This is a genomic window from Mesorhizobium sp. CAU 1741, assembly GCF_039839275.1.
GTDB lineage: Bacteria > Pseudomonadota > Alphaproteobacteria > Rhizobiales > Rhizobiaceae > Aerobium.
In genome coordinates, this window is sequence record NZ_JBDOQP010000003.1 from 355240 (window position 1) to 378779 (window position 23540).

A 23540-nucleotide genomic window follows, 5' to 3' on the forward strand; every position below is an offset into this window, starting at 1 on the left:
GATGAGCCGTTAGGCAGTGCTGCGCAAAACTTGTGCGCGAACTACCTGAAATCGTTCAAGTCGAGACCGTCGCGATACAGTCATTGTCACGAATGCGGGGCTCGGAATTCTTGGATTCACTGCCGCGCGAGGCGTCCTCGCATCGCGCGGGTTGCATGCCAGCATGCCACTGGATATGCCTTGCAATCGCACAAGACAGGCGGACCCCATGACAAAACGCGACTACAGCAGCACGGGCATTCACACGCGGCTTGCCCATTCGGGCAACGATCCACGCGACTTTTACGGCTTCGTGAACCCGCCGGTGGTGCACGCATCGACCGTGCTGTTTCCCGACGCCGCCACGATGGCCGCGCGCAACCAGAAATATACCTACGGCACGCGCGGTACGCCGACCACGGATGCCCTGGCCGGCGCGATCGATGCGCTTGAAGGGTCTGCCGGGACCATCCTCGTGCCGTCGGGCCTGGCCGCGGTGACGCTTCCGCTGCTGGCATTCCTGTCGGCAGGCGATCACGTCCTCATCGTCGATTCGGTCTACCACCCGACCCGCAATTTCGCAGACACCATGCTCAAGCGCCTCGGCGTGGAGGTCGACTACTACGACCCGCTCGTGGGCGCGGAGATCGCGGCGCTGATGAAACCCAACACCAAGGTGGTGTTCACCGAATCGCCCGGCTCCAACACCTTCGAGATGCAGGACATCCCCGCCGTCGCGCACGCCGCTAAAGCCGGCGGGGCGGTTGTGATGATGGACAACACCTGGGCGACGCCGGTCTATTTCCGGCCGCTCGAACACGGCGTCGACATCTCGATCCATGCCGCGACGAAATATCCGGCAGGACATTCGGACGTCCTGCTGGGCACGGTTTCTGCCAACGAAGCGTGCTGGCCGAAGCTCATCGAGACCCACTATACGATGGGATGTTGTGCTGCGCCGGACGACGTGTACCAGGTCCTGCGCGGACTGCGCACCATGGGCGTGCGGCTCGAACGCCACCAGCAAAGCGCATTGGAGATCGCGCGCTGGCTGGAGGGACAGCCCGGCGTCGCGCGCGTGCTGCACCCGGGCCTCGCGAGCCATCCCGGACACGAGATCTGGAAGCGGGATTTTTCGGGATCGAGCGGCATCTTCTCGGTCGTGCTCGACGGCGGCGGCGAAAAGCAGGGCCATGCCTTCCTCGACGCGCTGGAAATTTTCGGCCTCGGCTATTCCTGGGGCGGCTATGAGAGCCTAGCTGTGCTTGTCTGGCTCGGCGACAGGACGGTTGCAAAAGCGGACTATGAGGGTCCGGTGCTGCGGCTGCAGATCGGCCTCGAGAACGTCGAGGACATCAAAGCCGACATCGCGCGTGGCCTTGCCGCGGCAGCCGGCGCGCGTTGACCGCGCCCACTGGACGACCCATTCCGTCAGCCCCATATGCCAGCAGGCCGTCGGGCAGAAAAATATTCGGAGCAGCAATGAAGACCATATTCGCAGTACTTGCCGTCGCGACCCTGAGCACGGCCTGCGTCAGTGAGACGGACAACTCCTGGTATGCGACCAAGATCCGTGCGCAGGACCAGCAAAACGACACTTTGAACGCGCCTGTCCCCGGCCGCGACGCGGACGCCTATTACGGAAGAGGATCGAAGCACTACTGATCCTGCCCCAGCGGCACGGGCCGCAAGCAGCCGCGAGACATATTTCTCGTCTGGCGGGCTTGCGCTTCCGGTGCCGTAACCCTATTAGGCGCAAGGTCTTGACTGGCCACGGAGCGTAGCGCAGCCTGGTAGCGCATCTGGTTTGGGACCAGAGGGTCGCAGGTTCGAATCCTGCCGCTCCGACCATCTCGGGACAGACGACGACAAGAGGACCAGGCTCACATGTCAGCGCGCATCTACAGCCCCGCGAAGACGGCAATGCAGTCGGGCAAGTCCAAGACCGGCTACTGGGTCCTCGAATTCGATCCCGAGCAGCCGCGCAAGATCGATCCGCTGATGGGCTACACCACGTCCGGCGACATGAAGAGCCAGATCCGGCTCACCTTCCACACGCTGGAAGAAGCAGTCGCCTATGCCGAAAAAAGCGGCATCACCTTCCGTGTGCAGCAGCCGAAGGAACCACGCCGCAGGCAAATGTCTTATGCGGAAAATTTCCGCTATGATCGAAAGATCCCCTGGACGCATTGAACCGGCGTCGATCACGGCCTCGGTCCCGTAGCTCAGATGGATAGAGCACCGGCCTTCTAAGCCGATGGTCGCAGGTTCGAGTCCTGCCGGGATCGCCACCCACCCCCGTTCTGTAACAAATGAGCCCCGCCACCTTACGGCAGCGGGGCGAGTTGGAGCTCTTCCGGGGTGTGTCAGGCGACCGTGTAGCCGTCGTCGATGACCTGGCCGACGAGTTCGACGTTCTCGGCACTTTCCGAGAAGCCGAGCAGAACGTCGGCGCGGTCCTGGCGACCACTGTCCAGTTCACCCAGCCAATAGTCGGTGCCCGCGCCCTCGGCGGAGCGGCCAAGCACGTTCTCGTAGATCTCGGCGACGAATTCCTCGTCTGAGAGGCTGCCATAGGTGGCGGCGAACTCGTTGGAGAAGATGAAGCCGGCTGCGGCGTCCTGCGCGGACAGCCCCTCGTCGAGTTCTTCAACCCAGAACTTCACACCATCATTGTCAGGCGCGCGGTTGAAGGCGGCCTGGTAGAGCCGGTATCCGATTCCGGCGTTCTCTCCGGCGCCGGTATCCAGGTACAGAGCGCCTTCGAAGAAGGTGACGCGCTCGACATTCTCGAAGTAGTACGGCGTGTCACCGTCGGCAAAGACCACCGCGTTAGAGCCACTGGCGAAGGACAGGCCCTCGACCGAGCGGCCGAGATTCACCACGTCCAGCCCGCCGCGACCGTCGACATAGGTCGAGCTGTCCTCGGTGATCGAGAAGGTGTCGCGCCCGTCCGTGCCGATCAGCACCGTCTCGAACTTCGAGGTGTCGACATTGCCGTCCTCGTCGAGATAGTCGTCGGGATCAAGGGAGCCGTCGGGCGACAGCAAGCCCAGAACGCCGCCGAGAAGGCCCGACAGATCGAGAAGGCTGTCGGACCCGAGCAAGCCGCTCAGGTCGAGCAGTCCCCCATCGCCAAGCAAGCCGCCGAGATCAAGCACGTCGCTTTCGCCGAGCACGCCCTGGTCGTCGATGGTGACGATTCCGCCATTATCGGGCAGCACGGCAACCTCGGTGCCGAGAACATCCAGGACGACGACGCCTTCGTCATCGAGAAGATTGAGCCCAAGTATCGACTGCGTCGGGTCTTCGCCGAGCAGGCCGTTGCTGAAAAGGTTGCTCAATAGCGGCAGTTCCTCACCTGCTCCGCCGCCATCGCCACCGATATCGAGAACATCTCCACGCAGCAGATCCGCAACCGCGTCAACCACGTCGTCGGCGGTGCCGCCAACGCCGGGAAGCAACGGATCGACAAGGTCTTCGACGCTGTTGCCAGCTTCATCGACCAGATTTCCGAGATCGTCGAGTAAATTGCTCAGGGGCATAGTACTTCCTCCTTACTAGCCGTTTTCATTCGACGACTCTCAAACATGGAGGGCGGTACAAACGTTCAATCTTCCATTAAGCAATAAGATTCACTGGTTACTTCATTGATATTTGATTATTTAAGATTTTAACGATATATTATATTTCATGTAAATTTCTTTATCAGCATCAGAAACATAGCTTCATTGAAGTATTTTCTAATATTCTTTCGCACCATGATTTGACTTCGAAGCATGCCGAAGAACAATGTCAGCGAACCACGGGGTCAAGCGTCGGCGCGAAAAGAAGAAAGCCGAAAGAAAAATTGGAGTTCGGCGGGGTTAGAAGTCCAGCCGCTGCTGGCCCGCATCCATTGCAGTCAGCACCTGGGCAGCGAGCGCGCGGGTGATACGCGTCTTCTGCTCGAGGGCAGCGCGGTCAAGTCGCGCCACGACATCGATGGCTGTCGACAGGGAGCGTTCCATGCGGCGCACGAGATAGTGGACGACGTGCGGTTCGACCTCCACCTGGCGATCGGCAAACAGCTTGGTCAGCACCGCAGCCAGCAGGACATCGTCTGGCTCCTGTATCTCGACGATCGCCGCGGCCTTGAGACGCGATGCGAGGTCGGGGAGCCGGACGGACCAGGCCGAGGGAAACCGCCGGGAGGTCAGCAGCAGCGAGGTGCCCGCCTGTCGCACGGCGTTGATCAGATGGAACAGCCCGATCTCGTCGACGGGTCGAGCATCGATGTCATCGATCAGCACGGGACCATGCGCGGCAGCCTCGATCGCCGCGGACCCGAGCGGCCCGGCGGAGAATCGGGACGCGCTGCTTTCGGAACACCAGATCGCCGCCAGGTGCGACTTTCCCGAACCAGCCGGCCCGGCAAGCACCATGACAGGCGTTGGCCAGTCGGGCCAACGCTCGATCAGCGCCAGCGCCTCCGCATTGGCGGGGGCAACGACCAGGTCGTCACGACTGCGTGCAACGGGATGGACGAGATCGAGCGGCAATTGCCGCGGTGTGTTCGCAGGCCCGGAAGACATGGGCGCTTTACCGGTCCGGCTCGGACAGGTCGGCATCCGGCGCGTGGCCACGATAGAAGGGCGACTGAAGGTAGCGCGACAGGGCAAATCGGACGAGAACGCCGACCGCTGCGGCGGCAGGCACCGCGACCAACAGGCCAACAAAGCCGAACAGAGCACCGAACGCGAAGAGCGCGAACATCAGCCAGACGGGATGGAGACCGACACTCTTTCCGACGAGGTTCGGCTGAAGAATGTTGCCCTCGACGAACTGGCCCGCGAAGAAGATCACGGCGACGACGACGACCCAGTGCCATTCGGGCCAGAACTGGACCAACGCGACACCCAGCGACAGGATCAGGCCGATCATGGAGCCGACATAGGGGATGAAACCGATCAGGCCGGTGAAGAGCCCGATCAGCAGGCCGAAGTTCAGCCCGACGATCGTCAGGCCGACGGCATAGAATATCCCCAGGATCAGGCAGACCGTACCCTGGCCCCGGACGAAGCCGGCAACGGCAAGGTCGATGTCGTTGGCGATCTTGCGCACCGTGCCGAGATGGTCGCGCGGCACCCAACTGTCGACACGCGCGACCATCCTGTCCCAGTCGAGCAGCATGTAGAAGGCGACGACAGGCGTGATCACGAAGAGCCCGGCAATGTCGATGAGCGTTCTGCCCGAGCTGACGAGCGACGAGAACAACCCGGTGATGAAGCCGGTGCCCTCCTGCAGCAGCGAGGTCAGCCCTTCGCGCAGCGATTCGGGATCGACGCCGACGGTCCGGCCGAGCCATTCGGGGTCGAAACTGGTCACAAGCGATTGCAGGCGAGTGAAATAATCGGGCAGGCGTCCAAGGAACTCGGCAGCCTGGCTCGCCAGGATCGGGATGACCAGCATCATGCCGAGAGCGAGAACGACGATGAACAGAACCAGGATGAGGACCGTCGCGGCCATGCGCGAGAGGCCCCAGCGCTCGAAGCGGTCGGCGACCGGGTCGAGGAAATAGGCGAGGATCATGCCTGCGAAAAAGGGCAGCAGGACGGACGAAAACACGTAGAGAAATACGATGAAGACGACGGCGGCGGCGAACCAGAACATGATCTGGCGGCGGAACGCGCCCGCCACGACGGCCTCGGCCATCCGCTCCTGAATCTCAGTGTCCTGCTTGTTCATCGCGGCCCATATGCCTCAGCCATTGCACGAGATAGGCCGCCGCGGAACCCACGGTCAAGACCGCGCACAGCCAGACAAGCAGGAATCGCGTCGGACCGAATGATTCTGCGAAGGCGAGTTCTGCCAGGACGACGATCGCGAGCACGATCTGGGCGGCGGTGTTGGCCTTCGACACGAAAAGCGGCTTCACGGTGACGGGGTTTCCCATGATCGTCGACAGAAGAACTGCGCATACGATCAAGGCATCGCGCGACACGGCCATGACAACCAGCCACAGCGGCAGTTCGCCCATGAAACCGAGCACGACGAAGACGCTGACGAGCAACAGCTTGTCGGCCATCGGATCGAGATAGGCGCCGAGCGTCGAGCGCTGGTTGAAATGCCGGGCGATGAACCCGTCCACGCCGTCGGACACGCCTGCGACCACGAAGCAGACGAGCGCCCATTCCTTGTCGTCGCTGAGGAGCGCGAGAATGACGACCGGGACCAGAAGGAACCGGAAGATCGTGATGAAATTCGGTACTGTCACCGGTAATGTCTCCCGGACGCGCAAGCGCCCTGTTGATAAATGGCCGGCAAAGTCACAACGATCAAGTGCGCGATCACATCAGCGGCCCGCGCGCTTGCGAGCGCGAGCACTTCATGCGAAGAGCCCGCATGGCGACATGCTCCAACATCCAACCGGGGCAAAGGCACGGATGAGCGAACAGAAGAATGGCCTCACCTATGCGCAGGCCGGCGTCGACATCGACGCGGGCAACGCGCTGGTGGAAAAGATCAAGCCGATGGTGCGCTCGACGCGCCGGCCCGGTGCCGATGGAGAGATCGGTGGATTTGGCGGGCTCTTCGACCTCAAGGCCGCCGGATTTTCCGATCCCGTGCTGGTCGCGGCCAATGACGGCGTCGGCACCAAGCTGAAGGTGGCGATCGATGCCGACCGTCACGAGACCGTCGGCATCGACCTCGTGGCGATGTGCGTCAACGACCTCGTCGTGCAGGGCGCCGAACCGCTGTTCTTCCTCGACTATTTCGCCACAGGCAAGCTTGATCCCGACCAGGGCGCGGCCATCGTTTCCGGCATCGCGGAAGGCTGCCGCCAAGCGGGCTGCGCGCTCATCGGCGGCGAGACCGCGGAAATGCCCGGCATGTACGCGCAAGGTGACTACGACCTCGCCGGGTTCGCGGTGGGGGCTGCCGAACGCGGGCAGCTTCTGCCGACCGACGACATCGTCGAAGGCGACGTGATTCTCGGACTTGGGTCCTCGGGCGTCCATTCTAACGGTTTTTCACTGGTGCGCCGCATCGTGGAGATGTCGGGCCTCGGCTGGGATGCGCCCTGCCCCTTCGACAAATACCGGTCGCTCGGCGAGGCACTGCTGACGCCAACGCGCATCTACGTGAAGCCGGTGCTGGCAGCCATACGCTCCACCCATGGCATCAAGGCGCTGGCGCACATCACCGGCGGCGGCTTCCCCGAAAACATACCGCGTGTCCTGCCGAAGGATTTTTCGGCGGAGCTCGACCTCGACGCCATCGACGTGCCGGCGGTATTCTCGTGGCTTGCAAAGACGGGCGGCGTGGAGGCCAACGAGATGATGCGCACCTTCAATTGCGGCATCGGGATGGTGCTGGTGGTTGCCGCCGGGCAGGCAGCCCAGGTTGCCGCTGTGCTGAACCAGGCCGGCGAGGAGGTCACGACGATCGGGCGCATCATGCCGCGCCGAGAGGCAGGCGTGGTCTATCGCGGCAATATTGGACTGTGATTGTCATGAAGAAGCGCGTCGTCATCCTGATTTCCGGTCGTGGCTCCAATATGGGGGCGCTGATCGAAGCCGCCGGCGATCCGGCATGTCCATTCGTGATCGTCGGCGTGATCTCGAACAAGGCCGACGCGAAGGGCCTTGCGGCAGCCTCGTCGCTGGGCTTGGAGACCAAGGCGATCACCCGTGACGATTACCCGTCCAAGACTGCGCTCGACGAGGCCCTCGATGCGGAACTGACGCGGATGCGCGCCGACATCGTCTGCTTGGCAGGCTACATGCGATTGCTGACACCTGCGCTGACCCAGAAGTGGGCGGGCAGGATCATCAATATCCATCCTTCGCTGCTGCCTCTGTTCCGGGGGCTCGACACGCATAACAAGGCGCTCGAGGCCGGGATGCGCATTCATGGATGCAGCGTGCACTTCGTCACCGAGGGCATGGACGAAGGGCCGATCGTCGCGCAGGCGGCGGTTCCGGTTATGCCGGACGATAATGCCGACACGCTGGAAGCACGCGTGTTGAGGGCCGAACACCGGTTGTATCCCCTTGCCGTGACGCTGGTTGCACTTGGCAAGGCGCGCATGGAAGGCTCGCGTGTCGTGCTGTCGGGCGTCGGTGCGGAGGGCGTGCTGCTGTCACCGGGCGCGGCCAGCGACGAGGTCGACATCGAGAGCCTGGCGCGGATGACGCCCTGAGGCAACTGACAAGCTCTGTCAGGAGGTCGCTGCTATGCTCCCGCGAGGCGTTCGCCAGGAGGCATGGATGTCGACTGAATTGCCAGAAACACCCTTAGTGCCGGACGGGGCAATCACCACCGTCTTCGACGGCTATCCGGAAGCCACGCGACGTGCCTTGTTGGGACTGCGACGTCTCATCTACGAGACGGCTGCCGAAACGAAAGGCGTCGGGCCGATCGAGGAAGCGTTGAAATGGGGCCAGCCGAGCTACCTGACTTCCAAGTCCAAGAGCGGCAGTACAATCCGGCTCGGAACGCCGAAGGATGGCGACGAAACCGTCGCGATCTTCTTCCACTGCCAGACCAACCTGGTGTCGACCTTCCGCAGCCTCTACCCGGATCGCTTCGCCTTTGACGGAAACCGCGCCATCCATGTGTCCGTCCATGCAGACATGTTCTCAGCCGAACTGAAGCACTGCATTTCGCTCGCGCTCACTTATCACAGCCGGAAAAAGGTCGAGCCGTGAGCGGCAAGACCCTGCTTTTCCTTCGTCACGCCAAGTCGAGTTGGGACGATCCGGCTCTGGAAGATTTCCATCGACCGCTGGCAGATCGCGGCCGCAAGGCGGCACCGATTATGGCGCGCGAGATGAAGCGTCGTGGCTGGCTGCCAGACATGGCGGTGATTTCATCCTCGGTAAGGACGCGCCAGACGTGGCAGCTCGTGGCCGATGCGCTGCCCATGCCCGTTCCTGCCACATTCGACGAAACGCTTTACGAGGCGCCGGCTGAACGGATCCTGGATACGATCCGAAAGACGGACGAGGCCGTCGCGACGCTGCTTGTGGTTGGACACAATCCCGGACTTGAAGACCTTTCGCGCCAGCTTGCGTCCGATGACAGCGACGATCGGGCTCTGTCCCGCCTCGTCGCCAAGTTTCCGGCTGCCGCCATGGCGCGGTTCCGCTTCGAAGGCGGGTGGCGCGAACTGCAACATGCCCGGCTGGAGGACTTCGTGAAGCCCCGGGACCTTTAAAACACCGCCCGCAACCACACGCGGTTGTCGTGGAATGCAGCGCCGCCGTAAGGCGCTGCTGCGTCCGCGCCGGTCAGTACGTTGATACCCTCGCCGCGCTCATGGGCGGAGTTGGGCCAGATGCCCTCGGCGATCACCACCCCGCGCTTGACGCCGTCGAACAGTTTTGCGTGCAGAACGACCTCACCCCGCCTGTTGCCGACCTCGATGCGGCCGCCATCGGCCACGCCAAGGCGGGCGGCATCGTCCGGATGGATCAGCAGCTCGGGACGCCCTTCGCGCTTTTTCGAGCCCGGCGTCTCGGTGAAGGTGGAATTGAGGAAGCTGCGCGCTGGTGACGTCGCCAGCCGGAAGGGGTGGGCGTCGTCGGCGACCTCGATCAGGTCGACATGGTCAGGAAATTCCGGCAATTGTTCGTATGGACCAAGCGTGCCAACCGATTTCGGCGGCTTGTTGGGCGCAAACCCGCCGTCCCATTGCGGGCGGAAGCGGAATTTGCCGTCCGGATGGCCGAAGCCGCGAATGTAGTGGGCGGTCTCGAAGTCCGGCTGAACGTCAAGCCAGCGGTCGTTCCTGAGCGTCTCGAAGGTACCGTAGCCCTCGCGCGCAAGCATGTGGTCGATATGCTCGCGCTCGCTGAGCCCAAATCCCGGCCGGTCGGCGACGCCGAGGCGCCGGGCCAGTTCCTCGATCACGAAGAGATTGGTGCGCGGCCCTTCCGGCGGGTCGACCAGCTTGGGGCCGAGCATCAGATACTGATGCCCGCCGCCCTTGTAGATGTCGTCATGCTCCATGAACATGGTGGCCGGCAGGACGACATCGGCAAGCTCGGCCGTGTCGGTCATGAACTGCTCGTGCACGCAGGCGAACAGGTCGTCGCGCAGGAACCCCTGCTTCACCAGCCTCTGCTCAGGCGCGACGTTGGCGGGATTGGTGTTCTGGATGAGCAGCGCGGTGACCGGCGGACCATTTCGCAAAGCCACGGGATCGCCGGTGAGCACCGGGCCGATCTGCGACTGGTCCAGATGGCGGATGTTGGGATCCGACATGCCGGCGCCTTCGAGCAATCCCTTGTCGAGGCGGTAGATCGCGCCGTTGTTGTGAAACGCACCACCGCCTTCGTACTGCCAGCAACCCGTGACGGCGGCAATGGAGGCTGCGGCGTGCATGTTGACAGAGCCGTTGCGCTGGCGCGCAAAGCCGTAGCCCAGGCGGAAAAAGGTTCTCTTCGTTGTGCCGACCAGATGCGCGAACGCCTCGATCTCTTCCACCGAAAGACCGGTGATGGCGGCCGCCCATTCGGGCGTGCGGGTCTGGAGGTGGGCTTCGAGGCCATGCGGATCGTCGGTGTACCTGGCCAGATAGTCGCGGTCGGCCAGCCCGTCGCGGAAAAGCACGTGCATGACGGCGCATGCGAGCGCGCCATCGGTGCCAGGCTTCAGGATCAGACCGATGTCGGCCTGCTTCATCGTGGCATTGTCATAAATGTCGACGACGACGATCTTCGCGCCGCGCTCCTTTCGCGCCTTGACCGCATGCGTCATCACATTGACCTGGGTCGCCACCGCGTTCGTGCCCCAGATCACCACGCAATCCGACTTGGCCATCTCGCGCGGGTCGGGACCGGCGAGCCGGCCGGTGCCCATGACGTAGCCTGTCCAGGCGAGATTGGTGCAGATGGTGCTGAAGAAGCCGGAATAGCGCTTCGCATGACGCAGACGCTCGATCGAGTCTCGCTGGACGAGCCCCATCGTGCCGGCATAGAAATACGGCCAGACGGTCTCCGACCCATGCTTTTCTTCAGCCGCGATCAGCTTCTCGGCGACGAGGTCGAGTGCCGCCTCCCAACTCGCTTCCTTCCACTTGCCCTCGCCCTTGGCGCCGGCGCGGACCAGCGGCTTCTTCAGGCGCTCGGGATGGTGGATCCGCTCCGAATAGCGGGCGACCTTGGCGCAGATGACGCCGGCGGTGTAGGCATTGCCCTTGGCGCCGTGGACCCGGCCGATGGTGCGACCGTCGATCACCTCGACGTCGAGCGCGCAGGTCGACGGACAGTCGTGCGGGCAGGCGGAATGGGCGATGCGGATGTCGGCGTGCTGGTTCATGTGCAAGACCTAGCCGAAGATGCGGCCAGAGAGTAGAGCCAGCGTCACAAAACGGACGCTGCAGGGAGCAGGAATGAACTACCGCCACGTCTATCATGCCGGAAATTTCGCCGACGTGGTCAAGCATGCGGTGCTGGCCCGGATCATCACCTACCTGAAACAGAAGGAGGCGGCGTTCCGCGTGATCGACACCCATGCCGGAACCGGGCTTTACGACCTTTCGTCCGTCGAAGCGCAGAAAACCGGCGAATGGCGGGACGGTATCGGCAAGCTGCTGGCGGCGGAATTGCCGGCCAGATCCGCCGCCCTGTTTGCGCCCTACCTCGATGCGGTGACGGGGTTCAACGAGGGGGACCGTCTTCAGCAGTATCCCGGTTCGCCGACACTGGCGCGGCGATTGCTGCGGCATCAGGACAGGCTCACCGCCATCGAACTGCATCCCGCCGACAGCGCCATTCTCAAGGCACGCTTCGAGGGCGACTGGCAGGTGCGGGTCATCGAACTCGACGGATGGCTGGCGCTCGGCGCCCATCTGCCGCCGAAAGAAAAACGCGGGCTCGTGCTGGTCGACCCGCCCTTTGAGCAGGAAGGCGAATTCGAAAGGCTGGCAGATGGGTTGATCAAAGCTCACAAGCGCTGGCCGGGCGGTGTCTATGCGCTTTGGTATCCGATCAAGGATCGCGGAGCCGTGAACATGTTTCGCGAGCGCCTGAGGGCGGCGGGGATCGCCAAGGTGATGGACATCTCGTTCATGGTTCGCGCGCCTTCGCCGGAGCCACGCCTCGACGGGACCGGCATGATCGTTGTAAACCCGCCTTATGTGCTTGCCGAGGAACTGGCGATAATGCTGCCGGAGCTGCATCGGATCCTGGCCGAGGCAAATACGCCTCGCCCTGCGGTGACCTGGCTCAGCGCCTCCCGGTAAGGCGGCGCTTCAACCGCTCGAGGCCGAGGAAGAAGCCGCCGATCCCATTCGGCCCATAGGGCTCATAGGCATGGAGCCGGCGGATGAGGCCGTCTCGTGCCTCGACGACGAACACCTGGGAAAAGGAAAGTTCCTTTCCAGCCTTGAGCTTGTGGTGCGAGGCGACCTCAAAGGCGGCCGAAAAACCGTCCTGCGACAGGAAGGTCTGCATTACCGTGAAACCGAAGCGCTCCATCACCGACAGACCCCACTCCATGCCGGCGCGGAACTCTTCTTGCCCGCTCATGCGAGGGACGGGATAATGCGGATCGAAGATGTCCACGTCGGGCGCCATGATGGCGACCGCCGCGTCCACGTCCCGCGCCTCAATCGCCCTGAACACGCGCAGAGCCAGCGCGACGACGTCGTCCTTCGCGTCCATGCTATTTTCCCCTCGCCGCTTTGCCCTTATGCTAAAGGTTACCATGCGCGAAGATCGTGGCAATGGCACACCTTGACCGGCATGCGTGCATTGAACAGATTGGTTTTTTGTCGAGAATCGCCGCGCGGCCGTTTTCTGGAGGTTTTGATGATCCGCTTCGTTTGCCTGCTTCTGGCCTCCATGCTCACCTTCGCCAGCGGCGCTTCGAACGCGCTTGCGGCCGATCCGGTGGCGGTGCGGCTGGGCGATACCGGCGTATGTGCCAGCGACAAGGTGCTGAACCGCATCACCAAGCGCTTCGATTACCAGGTGCGCAACGTGCCGCACCTTCCCCAGGTGGCGATCGACGGCTTCCACCGCATCCACGAGGTGCGGCACCTGCCGCGACGTCCCGACTGGCCGATCGACCGGCTCTATTGCCAGGCAAAGGCCGCGCTTTCGGACGGCCGAAGCCGCGACATCTACTACCTGATCGAATGGCCGATGGGATTTGCAGGCATTGGCGGAAACGTCGAATTCTGCGTTTCGGGCTTCGATAGCTGGCACGTCTATGGCGGACGCTGCCGCTCGCTTCGCTGAGCGCGCAGCAGGGCACGTGATCCCCCGCTCCATCGCAACCATTGCCGCCGGCCTGCTGCTTGCCGCGTGCCAGCCCGGCCCGGCGGGAAGTTCGGACGCGGCGGAGGCATCTGGTTTCGACTTCTACGTGCTATCGCTTTCGTGGTCGCCGACCTATTGCGAAGCTGAAGGCGAGGACGCCAACCGCCAGCAGTGCGATGCACGCCAGCCGCACGGTTTCGTCGTCCACGGACTCTGGCCCCAGTTCGAACAGGGCTGGCCGGAATTCTGCGACAGCAGCGAACCGGAGCGCGTGCCGAACGATCTCGTCGGAACCATGCTTGGCCTGATGCCCTCCGCCGGGCTCATCGGACACCAATGGCGCAAGCACGGTTCGTGTACAGGCTTCACCCAGGCGGACTATTTTTCGGTGGTGCGCGAGGCCCGCGAGACGATCGCCATACCGGCGCGCTTCCAGACCCTGCCCGATCGCCTGACCATCGACCCGGACGACGCGGAGGCAGCGTTCCTTGACGCCAATCCCGGGCTGCCGGCAGACGGGATAGCCGTGAGTTGCCGCGACCGGTTTCTCAGCGAAGTGCGCATCTGCATGACGAAGGACCTCGACTTCCGCTCCTGCGCGGAAGTTGACGCACGTTCATGCTCGATCCCGGATGCAACCATGCCGGCGATGAACCGATGAGGCTGGACCAGTGGCTGGAGATTGAAGGCGCTGGCATCTGGTCATAGCGTGGCGATCCTGATTCTCGCCCACGGAGCCCGCTCATGCCAGTCGTCTACTATTCGCCCGCCTCGCCCTACAGCGCCAAGGTGCGCATGGCCGCGACATGGTGCAACATCCCGATCGAAAGCAAGATCGTCGACACCAATGCGGAACCGGAAGAACTGCTGAGGGCCAACCCGCTCGGCAAGATACCGGTGCTGCTGACCGATGAGGGCGACAGCATCTATGACAGCCGGGCCATCACCCAGTATCTCAACCGGCAATCGGGCGGCGCGCTATATCCACGGAACGCGCAAAAGAAGATGGAAGCGGAGCGGTTGGAGGCTCTGGCCGACGGGATCTGCGACTGCCTGCTCGCGCATGTCTACGAGCGGCGCTTCCGGCCGGAAGAGAAGATCCATCAGCCATGGCTGGACAAGCAGTGGTCGAAAGTGACGCGGGCGCTCGATGAACTTGCGACCACCCCGCCAAAACTGACGAAGAAGGCGAATGGCGGGCAGATCGCGCTGCGCACGACGCTCGGCTACCTGTCGTTGCGATTCGACGGAAAATGGGAACGTGGCCGCGCCAAGCTGGTGCGCTGGGCCAAGCGCTTCGACGAGCGCTTTCCGGAACTGGCAGCGCTCCTGCCGCGCGCTTGATCGCCGGCCGTCACAAAAAAAGGCCCGGATGAACCGGGCCTTTCTCATGCGATGATGCGGGTATCAGAACTTGACGCCGACGCCCATCATGACGCGGTGGTTGCTGGAGTCCACTTCAGCCGTGCCGACGCCCGGCAGGTCGAAGGTCTCTGAACCGTAGTCGGTGTAGCGATACTCGGCGCGAGCGAACACGTCTTCCGTGAGCTTCACGTCGGTACCGGCACCAACGGTGTAGCCGAGCATGGTGTTGCTGTCGCGAGCACCGCTAACCTGGTCCGTGATACGCAGGCTCTCGGCTGCGACACCAGCGGTACCGTAGACGAGAATGTCGTTGGTCACTGCCACACCGGCGCGGCCGCGGACCGAGCCATCGACGCGCGAACGTGCTTCGAAGCCGGCATTGTCGCCCTCGAGGCCGCTGTAGTTGACGTCACCCTCAACACCGTAGACGAACTGGCCGTTCTGCATGTTGAAGCCGCCGAATGCGCCGCCCATGAAACCGTCGGTCTCGATGTCGTTCACGCCGTCGTCAGCGCTGCCCGAAAAGCCGTAGCCGAGCTGCACACCGCCGTAAGGGCCGGCCCAGCTGCTGATTGGCGCGCTTTCCATGATCGGCTGCGGTGCCGGCGGCTCCTGGTAGACGACGTCTGCCGCCATCGCGGGAACTGCCATTGCTGCGAGGCCGAGGCCCATTGCTGCCGAAAGGGCAAACTTGCTGTTGGTCTTCATTTCTAAAACTCCTTTGCCGCAGGAAGCAGCTACGCGCTTCCCCCTTTTTGTCAGACGCCCCCGACCATGACGGGAGGTGTAACGGCCAATGGCGTCCGTGGTTCCGTATTTGGGCGCGGATTGAGGCTGAACCAGACCTGAAAATGGGTCTTTCGCTGGCTGCAATGAGGCAGAAGCGTGACGTTGCGATTCCGCAACACCGGTGTCAGGTGGATCGTCGAAGCGATGCCCGACGCGCTTGGTTGCAGCCGGAAGCTGGCCTATATCAGGGCTTTAGGCGCCGCGAATCCCTGATGAAGCGGCACCTTCACCAAGGAAGAACCTTCATGGCACATGACGAGCAGACGGTCGTTCTCGTCACCGGCGCGGCGAAACGTGTCGGCGCGGCAATCGTCCGCGATCTTTCCAATAATGGCTTTGCGGTCGCGATCCATTGCAACGCCTCGCGCGACGACGCAGACCGTCTGGCGGAAGAGATCGCCGCCGATGGCGGCCGTGTCGCGGTTGTTCAGGGCGACCTGTCCGACGTCAATGTGGCGGCGACCATCGTAGCCAAGGCGGAGGCCGCACTCGGCAGCGTGCAAATGGTGGTCAACAACGCGTCCCTTTTCGACGAGGACACCGCGAGCGATTTCGATTGGCCGACCTGGGACAGGCATTTCGACCTGCATCTCAAGGCCCCGGTTGTGCTGACGCAGACAATGGCCGCCGCCCTTCCCCAGGGCAAGGACGGCATGGTCGTCAACATCATCGACCAACGCGTCTGGAGGCCCAACCCGCGATTCTTCTCTTATACGCTGTCGAAATCGGCGCTGTGGACCGCCACCCGCACCATGGCGCAATCCTTCGCGCCACGCGTGCGCGTCAATGCCATCGGCCCCGGACCGAGCCTGCAGAACCAGCGCCAGAATACGGCCGATTTCGAGCGCCAGGTCGACGCGCTGCTTCTGAAGCGCGGACCTGACCTTGCAGAATTCGGCGCCACCATCCGCTATCTCTGGAGTGCGCGCTCGGTCACCGGCCAGATGATCGCGCTCGACGGTGGCCAGCATCTTGCCTGGAAGACACCCGACGTCTACGGGGTCGAGGAATGAGACCGCCCATACCACACGGCAGGCCAGGCGACGCCCACGCCGCCGACGACCTGCCCGAGACGCAGATCGAAAACGAGCCGATGGACGACGACGAGGTCTCCGAGACGGCGGAGCCGATGGCGGCGAAGGACCTCGGGATCGACTGGGACTCGCTTGGCGGCGACGCGGACGGCAAGGCCGGGATCGAGGTGATCCAGACGCTGGTGAAGCGGCTGCCGAACGCGCCGGGCGTCTATCGCATGATGAACGCTGCCGGCGACGTGCTTTATGTCGGCAAGGCGCGCAGCCTGAAGAAGCGCGTCACCAACTATGCGCAAGGGCGCGGCCATACCAACCGGATCGGCCGCATGGTGCGGGAAACGGCGGCGATGGAATTCGTCGTCACGCGCACCGAAACCGAAGCACTGCTCCTGGAAGCGAATCTCATCAAGCGCTTGCGGCCGCGCTTCAACGTGCTGCTGCGCGACGACAAGTCGTTTCCCTACATCCTGATTAATGGAGACCACCGCGCGCCGGGGATCTACAAGCATCGCGGTGCGCGCTCGCGCAAGGGCGAGTATTTCGGCCCGTTCGCGTCCGCAGGCGCGGTGGACCGGACGATCAACGCCCTGCAGCGCGCGTTCCTGCTGCGCTCGTGCACCGATTCGTTCTTCGAAAATCGCAGCCGTCCCTGCCTGCTGTTCCAGATCAAGCGATGTTCCGGTCCCTGCACGGGCGAGATCGACGATGAAGGCTATGGGGAACTCGTCTCCGAGGCGAAGGACTTCCTGTCGGGCCGGTCGGGCCGGGTGAAGGCCGAAATCTCGACTGCCATGCAGGAGGCATCCGAATCGCTCGATTTCGAGCGCGCCGCCATCTATCGCGACCGCCTGACCGCGCTGTCGCACGTGCAGAGCCACCAGGGCATCAATCCGCAATCGGTTGAAGAGGCCGACGTCTTCGCCATCCACCACGAAGGCGGGCAGAACTGCATCGAGGTGTTCTTCTTCCGCACCGGGCAGAACTGGGGCAACCGCGCCTACTTCCCCAAGGCGGACCCGGCGCTCGAGCCGGCGGAGGTGCTCGGGGCATTCCTGGCTCAGTTCTATGACGACAAGCCCTGCCCTCGCCTGCTGCTGTTGTCGCACCCGGTCGAGGACCAGGCGCTGCTGGCCGAGGCGCTTGCCACGCGCGCCGGCCATCGCATCACGATTTCGGTGCCGCAGCGCGGGGAAAAGAAGTCCCTGACCGACAATGCGCTGCAGAACGCCAGGCAGGCGCTGGGCCGCAGGTTGGCGGAGACCTCCTCGCAGGCACGCCTGCTGGCAGGCCTGGCGGAAACCTTTTCGCTGGCAAGGACGCCGCGCCGCATCGAGGTCTACGACAACTCCCACATCATGGGCACGAATGCCGTCGGCGCGATGATCGTTGCCGGTCCCGAGGGCTTCGTGAAGAACCAGTACCGAAAGTTCAACATCCGTTCGACCGACATCACGCCAGGCGACGATTTCGGCATGATGCGCGAGGTGATGGAACGGCGCTTCTCGCGGTTGCTCAAGGAGCATGCGATGCCGGATGCAGCAGATGCGGGGCCGGTGGACGAGGACGACGATGCCTTCCCCGCCTGGCCCGACCTGATCCTGATCGACGGCGGACAGGGACAGATGTCGGCCGTACGAAAGATCCTGGACGAGCTCGGCATCGCCGACCGGGTCACGGCCATCGGCGTGGCCAAGGGTGTCGACCGCGACGCGGGGCGCGAGCGGTTCTTCGTCTCGGGGCGCGAATCGTTCACGCTGCCGGTGCGCGATCCGGTGCTGTATTTCGTCCAGCGGCTTCGCGACGAAGCCCACCGCTTCGCCATCGGTTCGCACCGGGCAAGGCGCAAGAAGGAGCTGGTCAGGAACCCGCTCGATGAAATCGCCGGCATCGGTCCCGGCCGCAAGCGGGCACTTCTGCACCATTTCGGAACCGCAAAGGCAGTGAGCCGTGCCGGGGTCGAGGACCTGATGCAGGTGGACGGCATCTCCGAACGCGTGGCGCGACTGATTTATGGCCATTTCCACGAAAACGGCTAATCCAGATGAAATCATGACGGCATTCGCGACAGCAGGCGGTTGACCCGCGCTCGACCGATCTTATTACTAGCGGTGCAAACCACAGCGGGAAGTCATGTCCAGACGCGCCTTCAATCTGCCCAACATGTTGACCTACGCGCGCATCCTCGCGGTTCCGCTGATCGTGCTGTGCTTCTACATGGAAGGCCGGCTGCGGCCGACCGAATGGTGGCGGTGGGCTGCGGTGTGGATTTTCATCCTCGCCAGCATCACCGACTATCTCGACGGGTATATCGCGCGCATCTGGGAGCAGACCTCCAACATCGGGAAGATGCTCGATCCGATCGCCGACAAGCTGCTGGTGTCGGCCATCCTGCTGCTGCTGGCCTATGACCGAACCATCGACAAATGGTCGCTTTGGGCGGCGATCATCATCCTGTGCCGCGAAATCCTCGTCTCGGGCCTGCGGGAATATCTCGCCGCGCTCAAGGTTTCGGTTCCGGTGACGCAACTGGCGAAATGGAAGACGACGATGCAGCTCGTCGCCATCGGTTTCCTGCTGGCCGGCCCTGCGGGCGACCAGATCCTGCCCTATACGACCGAAATCGGGCTGGCGCTGCTGTGGGCATCGGCGATCGTGACGCTCTATACCGGCTACGATTATTTCCGCGCCGGGCTCAAGCACGTGATCGACGAATAGGTGGACACCGTGAAGCTGAAATATTTCGCCTGGGTCCGCGAACGCATCGGCAAGGCCGAGGAAGACGTCGAGCTGCCTGACAACGTCGTCTCGGTACGCGACCTGCTGGTCTGGTTGCGCGCCCGCGAGGAGGGTTATGCCCAGGCGCTGCAACATCCCGAAGCGATCCGCGTCGCGATCAACCAGGAGCATGCCGACCATAAGGAGCCGATCGCCGGCGCCAGGGAGATCGCGCTGTTTCCTCCCATGACCGGCGGATGATCACCCCATGACGGGCGGTTTCACTCCGGATATCCGCATCCAGGCAGAGGATTTCGACCTTTCCGCCGAGGTATCCAGACTGGCCGCTGGGCGCACCGACATGGGAGCCGTCGTCACCTTTTCGGGGCTTTGCCGCGATGAAGGCGGGACCCTCGCGGCACTCGAACTGGAGCATTATCCGGGAATGGCGGAGGCGGAGATCGGACGCATCGCCGCCACCGCCATCGAACGCTGGCCGCTCAGCGGCCTTACCGTCATCCACAGGCATGGCAGGATCGCGCCGGGCGAAAACATCGTCCTCGTGATCACGGCGTCCGCGCATCGCCATGCCGCTTTCGAAGCCGCCTCCTTCCTCATGGATTTCCTGAAGACCCGCGCGCCGTTCTGGAAGCGCGAACATCTCGCCGATGGCAGGCAGGGGGAATGGGTCGACGCAAAGGTGGAGGACGACGTGGCGCAGGACCGGTGGCTGCCGCCCCAGGTCTGAGCTTTACCTTGCGTTAAACACGCCGGCAAAGTGTTTGCTTGATTAGCAGTTTTGCAACAGCACCGCCTTAGCTTTCGCAAAGTCAGGGGACCGGGGTTGGCGCATGTATTACTATGATCTGCTTCTCGAATTCGGGACAGACACCGAGTGGCTCGTTACGGCCAACTTCATCCTGTCGGTGCTGCTGGGACTGTGGATGATGCGCTATCGGAGGCTGTATCTGAACAGCCGCGAGGAGCAGGGCAACCAGCGCGACCTGATCGACAATCTCTCAGAAGGCATCTACCGCTCGGCGCCCAATGGCAGGCAGCTCAGCGCAAACAAGGCGCTGGTGAAGCTCAACGGCTACGGAAGTGAAGCCGAGATGCTCGAAGCCATCGAGGACATCGGCAAGGACTGGTACGTGGAGCCCGGACGCCGCGACCAGTTCCGCGCCATCCTGAAGCGCGAGGGCTACGTCACCGACTTCGTTTCGGAAATCTACCGACACAAGACACGAGAGCGCATCTGGATTACCGAATCCGCCCGCATCGTCCATGACAAGAGCGGAAAGCCGCTCTTCTACGAAGGTTCGGTACGCGAGATCACGGAAACGGTGAAGAAGCTGCAGGCGGAAGAACTGCTGCGGAAGCTGTCGAACCAGGTGCCGGGTGGCCTGTTCCAGTTCACCCGCAGGCCGGGCGGCGAGTTCCACATTTCCCACATCTCCAGCGGCTTCCGCAAACTCACCGGTTTCCAGGGCGAAGCAGGGCTGTTCGACGCGTTCCTCTTTGCGCGGCTGGTCCATCCCGAAGACAGGGCGTCGTTCCTCGATGCCCTGCGCGAATCGGGCATCAAGATGCAGCCCTGGGACCTCGAATTCCGGACCGACACCGGCGGCAGCGTGGAAACGTGGTTGCGCGTCAATGCCGTTCCGGAGGCAACTGAGGACGGCATCACCTGGCACGGCTATCTCAACGACGTCTCGAGCCGCAAGACGAACGAGACCGAGATCGAGAAGCTGGCCTTCTACGACGCGCTGACGGGTCTGCCCAATCGCCGCATGTTCATGGACCGGATGAACAGCGCCGTCGCCGCAAGCAAGAAACGTGGCGCATATGGCGCGGTCATCTTCATCGACCTCGACAACTTCAAGACACTCAACGACACGCGCGGTCATGACGTCGGCGATGCCTATCTGGTGCAGGTGGCGGAGCGACTGAGCCGGTGCGTGCGATCCGAAGACACGGTGGCGCGGATCGGCGGCGACGAGTTCGTCGTCATCCTGGAGAATGTCGGCAAGGAACATGGCAGCGGCGCACGCGGTGCGATCATGACGGCCAACAAGGTGCTCGACGCCATGCGCCGCGACTTCGAGATCGACCAGTTCAAGCATCGCGCGTCGGCAAGCCTCGGCGTGGTGGTATTCGGAGGCACCGAGGCAAAGCCCGAGGAAATCCTCAAGCAGGCCGACATCGCGATGTACCAGGCCAAGGCCGCCGGCAGGAACGGGATGGCGCTCTACGATCATCTGTCGATGAGCTCGGAATCCGATCGGTACAGGCTCCTGAACGACCTGAAGGCTGCACTCTCCACCGACGCGCTCGAACTGCATTACCAGCCGCAGCTCGACGACAGCGGCCGGATCGTCGGGGCGGAAGCGCTTTGCCGCTGGAAGCATCCGGAGCTCGGCATGCTCATGCCCGATCGTTTCGTGCCGCTGACCGAACAGTTCGGGCTGGTGCGCGAGTTCGGCAACGCAGTGCTGGCCCAAGGCGTGGCGGAGCTGGCGCGCTGGCGCACGAACCCGTCGACGGCGGGCATGCGCATGGCGATCAATGTCAACGTGCTGTCGTTTGCCTGCGAGGACTTCGTCACCAACCTCGCCTCCCTGATCGGTAATCACGGCGTCGACGCCCGATTGCTGACGCTGGAACTGACGGAAAGCGTGATGGCGAAGGACCTGTCGATCATCGCCAAGCGCATGAACGAGCTGAAAAGCCTCGGCGTCAGGCTGTCACTGGACGATTTCGGCTCCGGCTATTCGTCCCTCGCACACCTCAAGAGCCTGCCCTTCGACGAACTCAAGATCGATGGCGGCTTCATCGCCGATATCGAAAACGGGGAAAGCGACCGGGCGCTGATCAAGTCGATCCTTGGGACGGCGCGGACGCTGAAGCTCACGGCGGTGGCGGAGCATGTCGAGAACGTGCGCCAGGAAGCCTTCCTGCGCGCCTTCGGCTGCGACTTCTTCCAGGGCTATCTCTACAGCCGTGCGGTTCCCGGCGGCGAGTTCACGGAGTTCGTCGAGCGCCGGCAGATGGGCGACGCGCTGCTCGATCTGATCGAGGAACGCCGCCGGGCATGAAAAAGGCCGCGGCGGATGCCGCGGCCCTGATCGGTCGTCGCTGCTGAAATCAGTTTCAGCCGACGATTTCCGTCTCCGAGAACCAGTAGCGGATTTCCTCGGCGGCCGTCTCGGGCGCATCGGAACCGTGGACGGAGTTTTCGCCGATCGACAGCGCATGAACCTTGCGGATGGTGCCCTCGTCGGCGTTGGCCGGGTTGGTCGCGCCCATCACTTCGCGGTTCTTCGCGATGGCATTCTCGCCTTCCAGCACCTGGACGATCGTCGGGCCGGAAGACATGGATTCGACCAGCTCCCCGAAGAACGGACGCTCCTTGTGCACGGCGTAGAAGCCTTCGGCCTCGCGGCGGCTCATCCACACGCGGCGGGACGCGACGACGCGCAGGCCGGCATCTTCCAGCATCATGGTGATGGCGCCGGTCAGGTTGCGGCGGGTCGCGTCGGGCTTGATCATCGAAAAGGTGCGTTCAATCGCCATGGTCAGTCCTCATATCAGGGAAAAATTCGGAAGTGGCGGGTCTATACAGGCCCGCTCCCGCGATGTGAAGAGGCGGAAAACCGTTCAGGCGGCTGCCGGCACGCGGCGTCCCAGACCATCATGAAGGTCGAGGCAGCGCTCGAACCACGCGGCAACCGGGTCGCCCTCGGCAAGGAACGGGAACGGCGAAATCACCCGAACCCACTGAAAGGCGCCGGCGACGATATAGTCGGCAAACAGTGCAGACGCGCCGCCGATGAACGGCTGCACGGACAGCATGGCCCGCAGCGGCTCCAGGCGCGCCCGGAAAGAATCGAGCTGCTCGTCACGCTTGGCCGGGACATCCTCGATCTTCTTGCCGAATCGGGCCTCCCTCGTCGTACGGAAATGCGCCTGATCCTCGGGGGCGAGGCGGTCGTGAATGTCCATCAACGCGGCGGCGCCGAGATAGGGGTGAACCGTCAACTGGGACCATTTTTCGATGAAGCGGGCCGCGGCCTTGCCGCCGTCACCGCCGAAAAGCGTCGGGCGATCCGGATAGGCTTCTTCGAGATAGACGGCGATGTCGAAGCTTTCGCCGACCACGTCCTGCCCGTTGCGGATCACCGGCACCGTGCCGCAGATGCCACCCTCCACGCCTTTCACCGCTGTGAACGGTGTCGGCACGCTTTCATAGCTGAGCCCCTTGTGGGCCAGCGCAAAGGCAATCTTCCAGCAGTGCGGGCTGAACGGGCGGGCCGGATCGCTGCCGACGAGATCGTAGAGCAAAATGGTCATTGGCGCGTGCTTTCATGCGGTGTAGGTGTCAGGGCAGAATTGTCCGGGACGGATC

26 protein-coding genes and 2 tRNA genes are annotated in these 23540 nt (G+C 63.1%); 19 read left to right on the forward strand and 9 right to left on the reverse strand.

The window, feature by feature from the left end; genetic code table 11:
• Window positions 1-175: 175 nt before the first annotated feature.
• From AAFN84_RS15365 to AAFN84_RS15385, 5 genes are all read left to right on the forward strand, one after another.
• Complete coding sequence (locus tag AAFN84_RS15365) at window positions 176-1384, forward strand: cystathionine beta-lyase (protein ID WP_347515719.1); 1209 nt, start codon at window positions 176-178, stop codon at window positions 1382-1384.
• A gap of 77 nt (window positions 1385-1461) precedes the next feature.
• Window positions 1462-1644, forward strand: a complete 183-nt coding sequence (locus tag AAFN84_RS15370) for a hypothetical protein (protein ID WP_347515478.1) — start codon at window positions 1462-1464, stop codon at window positions 1642-1644.
• Between the two features lie 109 nt (window positions 1645-1753).
• Window positions 1754-1830: transfer RNA gene (locus AAFN84_RS15375), tRNA-Pro, on the forward strand.
• A 36-nt stretch (window positions 1831-1866) separates the two neighbouring features.
• Window positions 1867-2172, forward strand: coding sequence for an ETC complex I subunit (locus AAFN84_RS15380; protein ID WP_347515479.1), 306 nt, complete (start codon window positions 1867-1869; stop codon window positions 2170-2172).
• A gap of 21 nt (window positions 2173-2193) precedes the next feature.
• Window positions 2194-2270 (forward strand) — tRNA-Arg (locus tag AAFN84_RS15385).
• A 75-nt stretch (window positions 2271-2345) separates the two neighbouring features.
• Here AAFN84_RS15385 and AAFN84_RS15390 read toward each other — a convergent pair.
• The 4 genes from AAFN84_RS15390 to AAFN84_RS15405 all read right to left on the reverse strand — a co-directional run bounded on the left by AAFN84_RS15390 (window position 2346) and on the right by AAFN84_RS15405 (window position 6235).
• Entirely contained in the window at window positions 2346-3524 is a 1179-nt protein-coding gene (locus tag AAFN84_RS15390; RefSeq protein WP_347515480.1) for a DUF4214 domain-containing protein, read from the reverse strand.
• Between the two features lie 321 nt (window positions 3525-3845).
• Window positions 3846-4553 carry a DnaA regulatory inactivator HdaA gene (gene hdaA, locus AAFN84_RS15395; RefSeq protein WP_347515481.1) on the reverse strand — a complete coding sequence of 236 codons (708 nt, stop codon included), beginning with the start codon at window positions 4551-4553 and terminating at the stop codon, window positions 3846-3848.
• Window positions 4554-4560: 7 nt separating this feature from the next.
• Window positions 4561-5706, reverse strand: a complete 1146-nt coding sequence (locus AAFN84_RS15400; protein ID WP_347515482.1) for an AI-2E family transporter — start codon at window positions 5704-5706, stop codon at window positions 4561-4563.
• Window positions 5687-6235, reverse strand: coding sequence for a CDP-alcohol phosphatidyltransferase family protein (locus AAFN84_RS15405; protein WP_347515483.1), 549 nt, complete (start codon window positions 6233-6235; stop codon window positions 5687-5689). The genes AAFN84_RS15400 and AAFN84_RS15405 overlap by 20 nt, the downstream gene beginning before the upstream one ends.
• A gap of 169 nt (window positions 6236-6404) precedes the next feature.
• On the opposite strand from AAFN84_RS15405, the gene purM reads away from it, so the two are divergent.
• The 4 genes from purM (at window position 6405) to AAFN84_RS15425 (ending at window position 9181) form a co-directional block, all read left to right on the forward strand.
• Window positions 6405-7469: a phosphoribosylformylglycinamidine cyclo-ligase gene (gene purM / locus AAFN84_RS15410; RefSeq protein ID WP_347515484.1), complete on the forward strand. Its 1065-nt coding sequence runs from the start codon at window positions 6405-6407 to the stop codon at window positions 7467-7469.
• Window positions 7470-7474: 5 nt separating this feature from the next.
• Window positions 7475-8164: a phosphoribosylglycinamide formyltransferase gene (purN, locus tag AAFN84_RS15415; RefSeq protein ID WP_347515485.1), complete on the forward strand. Its 690-nt coding sequence runs from the start codon at window positions 7475-7477 to the stop codon at window positions 8162-8164.
• Window positions 8165-8231: 67 nt separating this feature from the next.
• On the forward strand, window positions 8232-8672 hold the full coding sequence (locus AAFN84_RS15420) for a DUF1801 domain-containing protein (protein WP_347515486.1): 441 nt from the start codon (window positions 8232-8234) through the stop codon (window positions 8670-8672).
• Window positions 8669-9181 carry a histidine phosphatase family protein gene (locus tag AAFN84_RS15425; protein WP_347515487.1) on the forward strand — a complete coding sequence of 171 codons (513 nt, stop codon included), beginning with the start codon at window positions 8669-8671 and terminating at the stop codon, window positions 9179-9181. The genes AAFN84_RS15420 and AAFN84_RS15425 overlap by 4 nt, the downstream gene beginning before the upstream one ends.
• On the opposite strand, the gene AAFN84_RS15430 is transcribed toward AAFN84_RS15425, so the two are convergent.
• On the reverse strand, window positions 9178-11286 hold the full coding sequence (locus tag AAFN84_RS15430; protein ID WP_347515488.1) for a molybdopterin oxidoreductase family protein: 2109 nt from the start codon (window positions 11284-11286) through the stop codon (window positions 9178-9180). The two genes, AAFN84_RS15425 and AAFN84_RS15430, sit on opposite strands and share 4 nt — an antisense overlap.
• Before the next feature lie 73 nt (window positions 11287-11359).
• Here AAFN84_RS15430 and rlmJ point away from each other — a divergent pair, with 73 nt between their 5' ends.
• Window positions 11360-12211: a 23S rRNA (adenine(2030)-N(6))-methyltransferase RlmJ gene (rlmJ, locus tag AAFN84_RS15435; RefSeq protein ID WP_347515489.1), complete on the forward strand. Its 852-nt coding sequence runs from the start codon at window positions 11360-11362 to the stop codon at window positions 12209-12211.
• Here rlmJ and AAFN84_RS15440 read toward each other — a convergent pair.
• Window positions 12195-12632 carry a nuclear transport factor 2 family protein gene (locus tag AAFN84_RS15440; RefSeq protein WP_347515490.1) on the reverse strand — a complete coding sequence of 146 codons (438 nt, stop codon included), beginning with the start codon at window positions 12630-12632 and terminating at the stop codon, window positions 12195-12197. The genes rlmJ and AAFN84_RS15440 overlap by 17 nt on opposite strands.
• A 147-nt stretch (window positions 12633-12779) precedes the next feature.
• Between AAFN84_RS15440 and AAFN84_RS15445 the strand changes: the two genes are divergently transcribed.
• The 3 genes from AAFN84_RS15445 (at window position 12780) to AAFN84_RS15455 (ending at window position 14576) form a co-directional block, all read left to right on the forward strand.
• The gene (locus AAFN84_RS15445; protein ID WP_347515491.1) at window positions 12780-13211 is read left to right on the forward strand and encodes a hypothetical protein; all 432 of its coding nucleotides are present in this window, start codon (window positions 12780-12782) and stop codon (window positions 13209-13211) included.
• 16 nt (window positions 13212-13227) lie between these two features.
• Window positions 13228-13893, forward strand: coding sequence for a ribonuclease (locus AAFN84_RS15450; RefSeq protein WP_347515492.1), 666 nt, complete (start codon window positions 13228-13230; stop codon window positions 13891-13893).
• A gap of 83 nt (window positions 13894-13976) precedes the next feature.
• On the forward strand, window positions 13977-14576 hold the full coding sequence (locus AAFN84_RS15455) for a glutathione S-transferase family protein (RefSeq protein WP_347515493.1): 600 nt from the start codon (window positions 13977-13979) through the stop codon (window positions 14574-14576).
• Between the two features lie 63 nt (window positions 14577-14639).
• Here AAFN84_RS15455 and AAFN84_RS15460 read toward each other — a convergent pair whose 3' ends face one another.
• Entirely contained in the window at window positions 14640-15305 is a 666-nt protein-coding gene (locus tag AAFN84_RS15460) for an outer membrane protein (RefSeq protein ID WP_347515494.1), read from the reverse strand.
• Between the two features lie 326 nt (window positions 15306-15631).
• Between AAFN84_RS15460 and AAFN84_RS15465 the strand changes: the two genes are divergently transcribed.
• The 6 genes from AAFN84_RS15465 to AAFN84_RS15490 all read left to right on the forward strand — a co-directional run bounded on the left by AAFN84_RS15465 (window position 15632) and on the right by AAFN84_RS15490 (window position 22230).
• Entirely contained in the window at window positions 15632-16399 is a 768-nt protein-coding gene (locus AAFN84_RS15465; RefSeq protein ID WP_347515495.1) for an SDR family oxidoreductase, read from the forward strand.
• Window positions 16400-16479: 80 nt separating this feature from the next.
• Window positions 16480-18456: an excinuclease ABC subunit UvrC gene (uvrC, locus tag AAFN84_RS15470; protein ID WP_347515720.1), complete on the forward strand. Its 1977-nt coding sequence runs from the start codon at window positions 16480-16482 to the stop codon at window positions 18454-18456.
• A gap of 94 nt (window positions 18457-18550) precedes the next feature.
• Window positions 18551-19135, forward strand: a complete 585-nt coding sequence (gene pgsA, locus AAFN84_RS15475; RefSeq protein WP_347515496.1) for a CDP-diacylglycerol--glycerol-3-phosphate 3-phosphatidyltransferase — start codon at window positions 18551-18553, stop codon at window positions 19133-19135.
• Between the two features lie 9 nt (window positions 19136-19144).
• A complete protein-coding gene (gene moaD, locus AAFN84_RS15480; protein WP_347515721.1) occupies window positions 19145-19396 on the forward strand; it encodes a molybdopterin converting factor subunit 1 in 252 nt (83 codons plus the stop codon).
• A gap of 7 nt (window positions 19397-19403) precedes the next feature.
• Window positions 19404-19883, forward strand: a complete 480-nt coding sequence (locus AAFN84_RS15485; RefSeq protein WP_347515497.1) for a molybdenum cofactor biosynthesis protein MoaE — start codon at window positions 19404-19406, stop codon at window positions 19881-19883.
• A gap of 103 nt (window positions 19884-19986) precedes the next feature.
• On the forward strand, window positions 19987-22230 hold the full coding sequence (locus AAFN84_RS15490; protein ID WP_347515498.1) for an EAL domain-containing protein: 2244 nt from the start codon (window positions 19987-19989) through the stop codon (window positions 22228-22230).
• 55 nt (window positions 22231-22285) lie between these two features.
• Here AAFN84_RS15490 and ndk read toward each other — a convergent pair whose 3' ends face one another.
• Together ndk and AAFN84_RS15500 are read right to left on the reverse strand one after the other, a co-directional pair.
• Entirely contained in the window at window positions 22286-22708 is a 423-nt protein-coding gene (gene ndk, locus AAFN84_RS15495; RefSeq protein WP_347515499.1) for a nucleoside-diphosphate kinase, read from the reverse strand.
• An 84-nt stretch (window positions 22709-22792) separates the two neighbouring features.
• Window positions 22793-23485 (reverse strand): glutathione S-transferase family protein, encoded by a 693-nt coding sequence (locus AAFN84_RS15500; RefSeq protein ID WP_347515500.1) that lies wholly within the window; start codon window positions 23483-23485, stop codon window positions 22793-22795.
• Window positions 23486-23540: the final 55 nt, after the last annotated feature.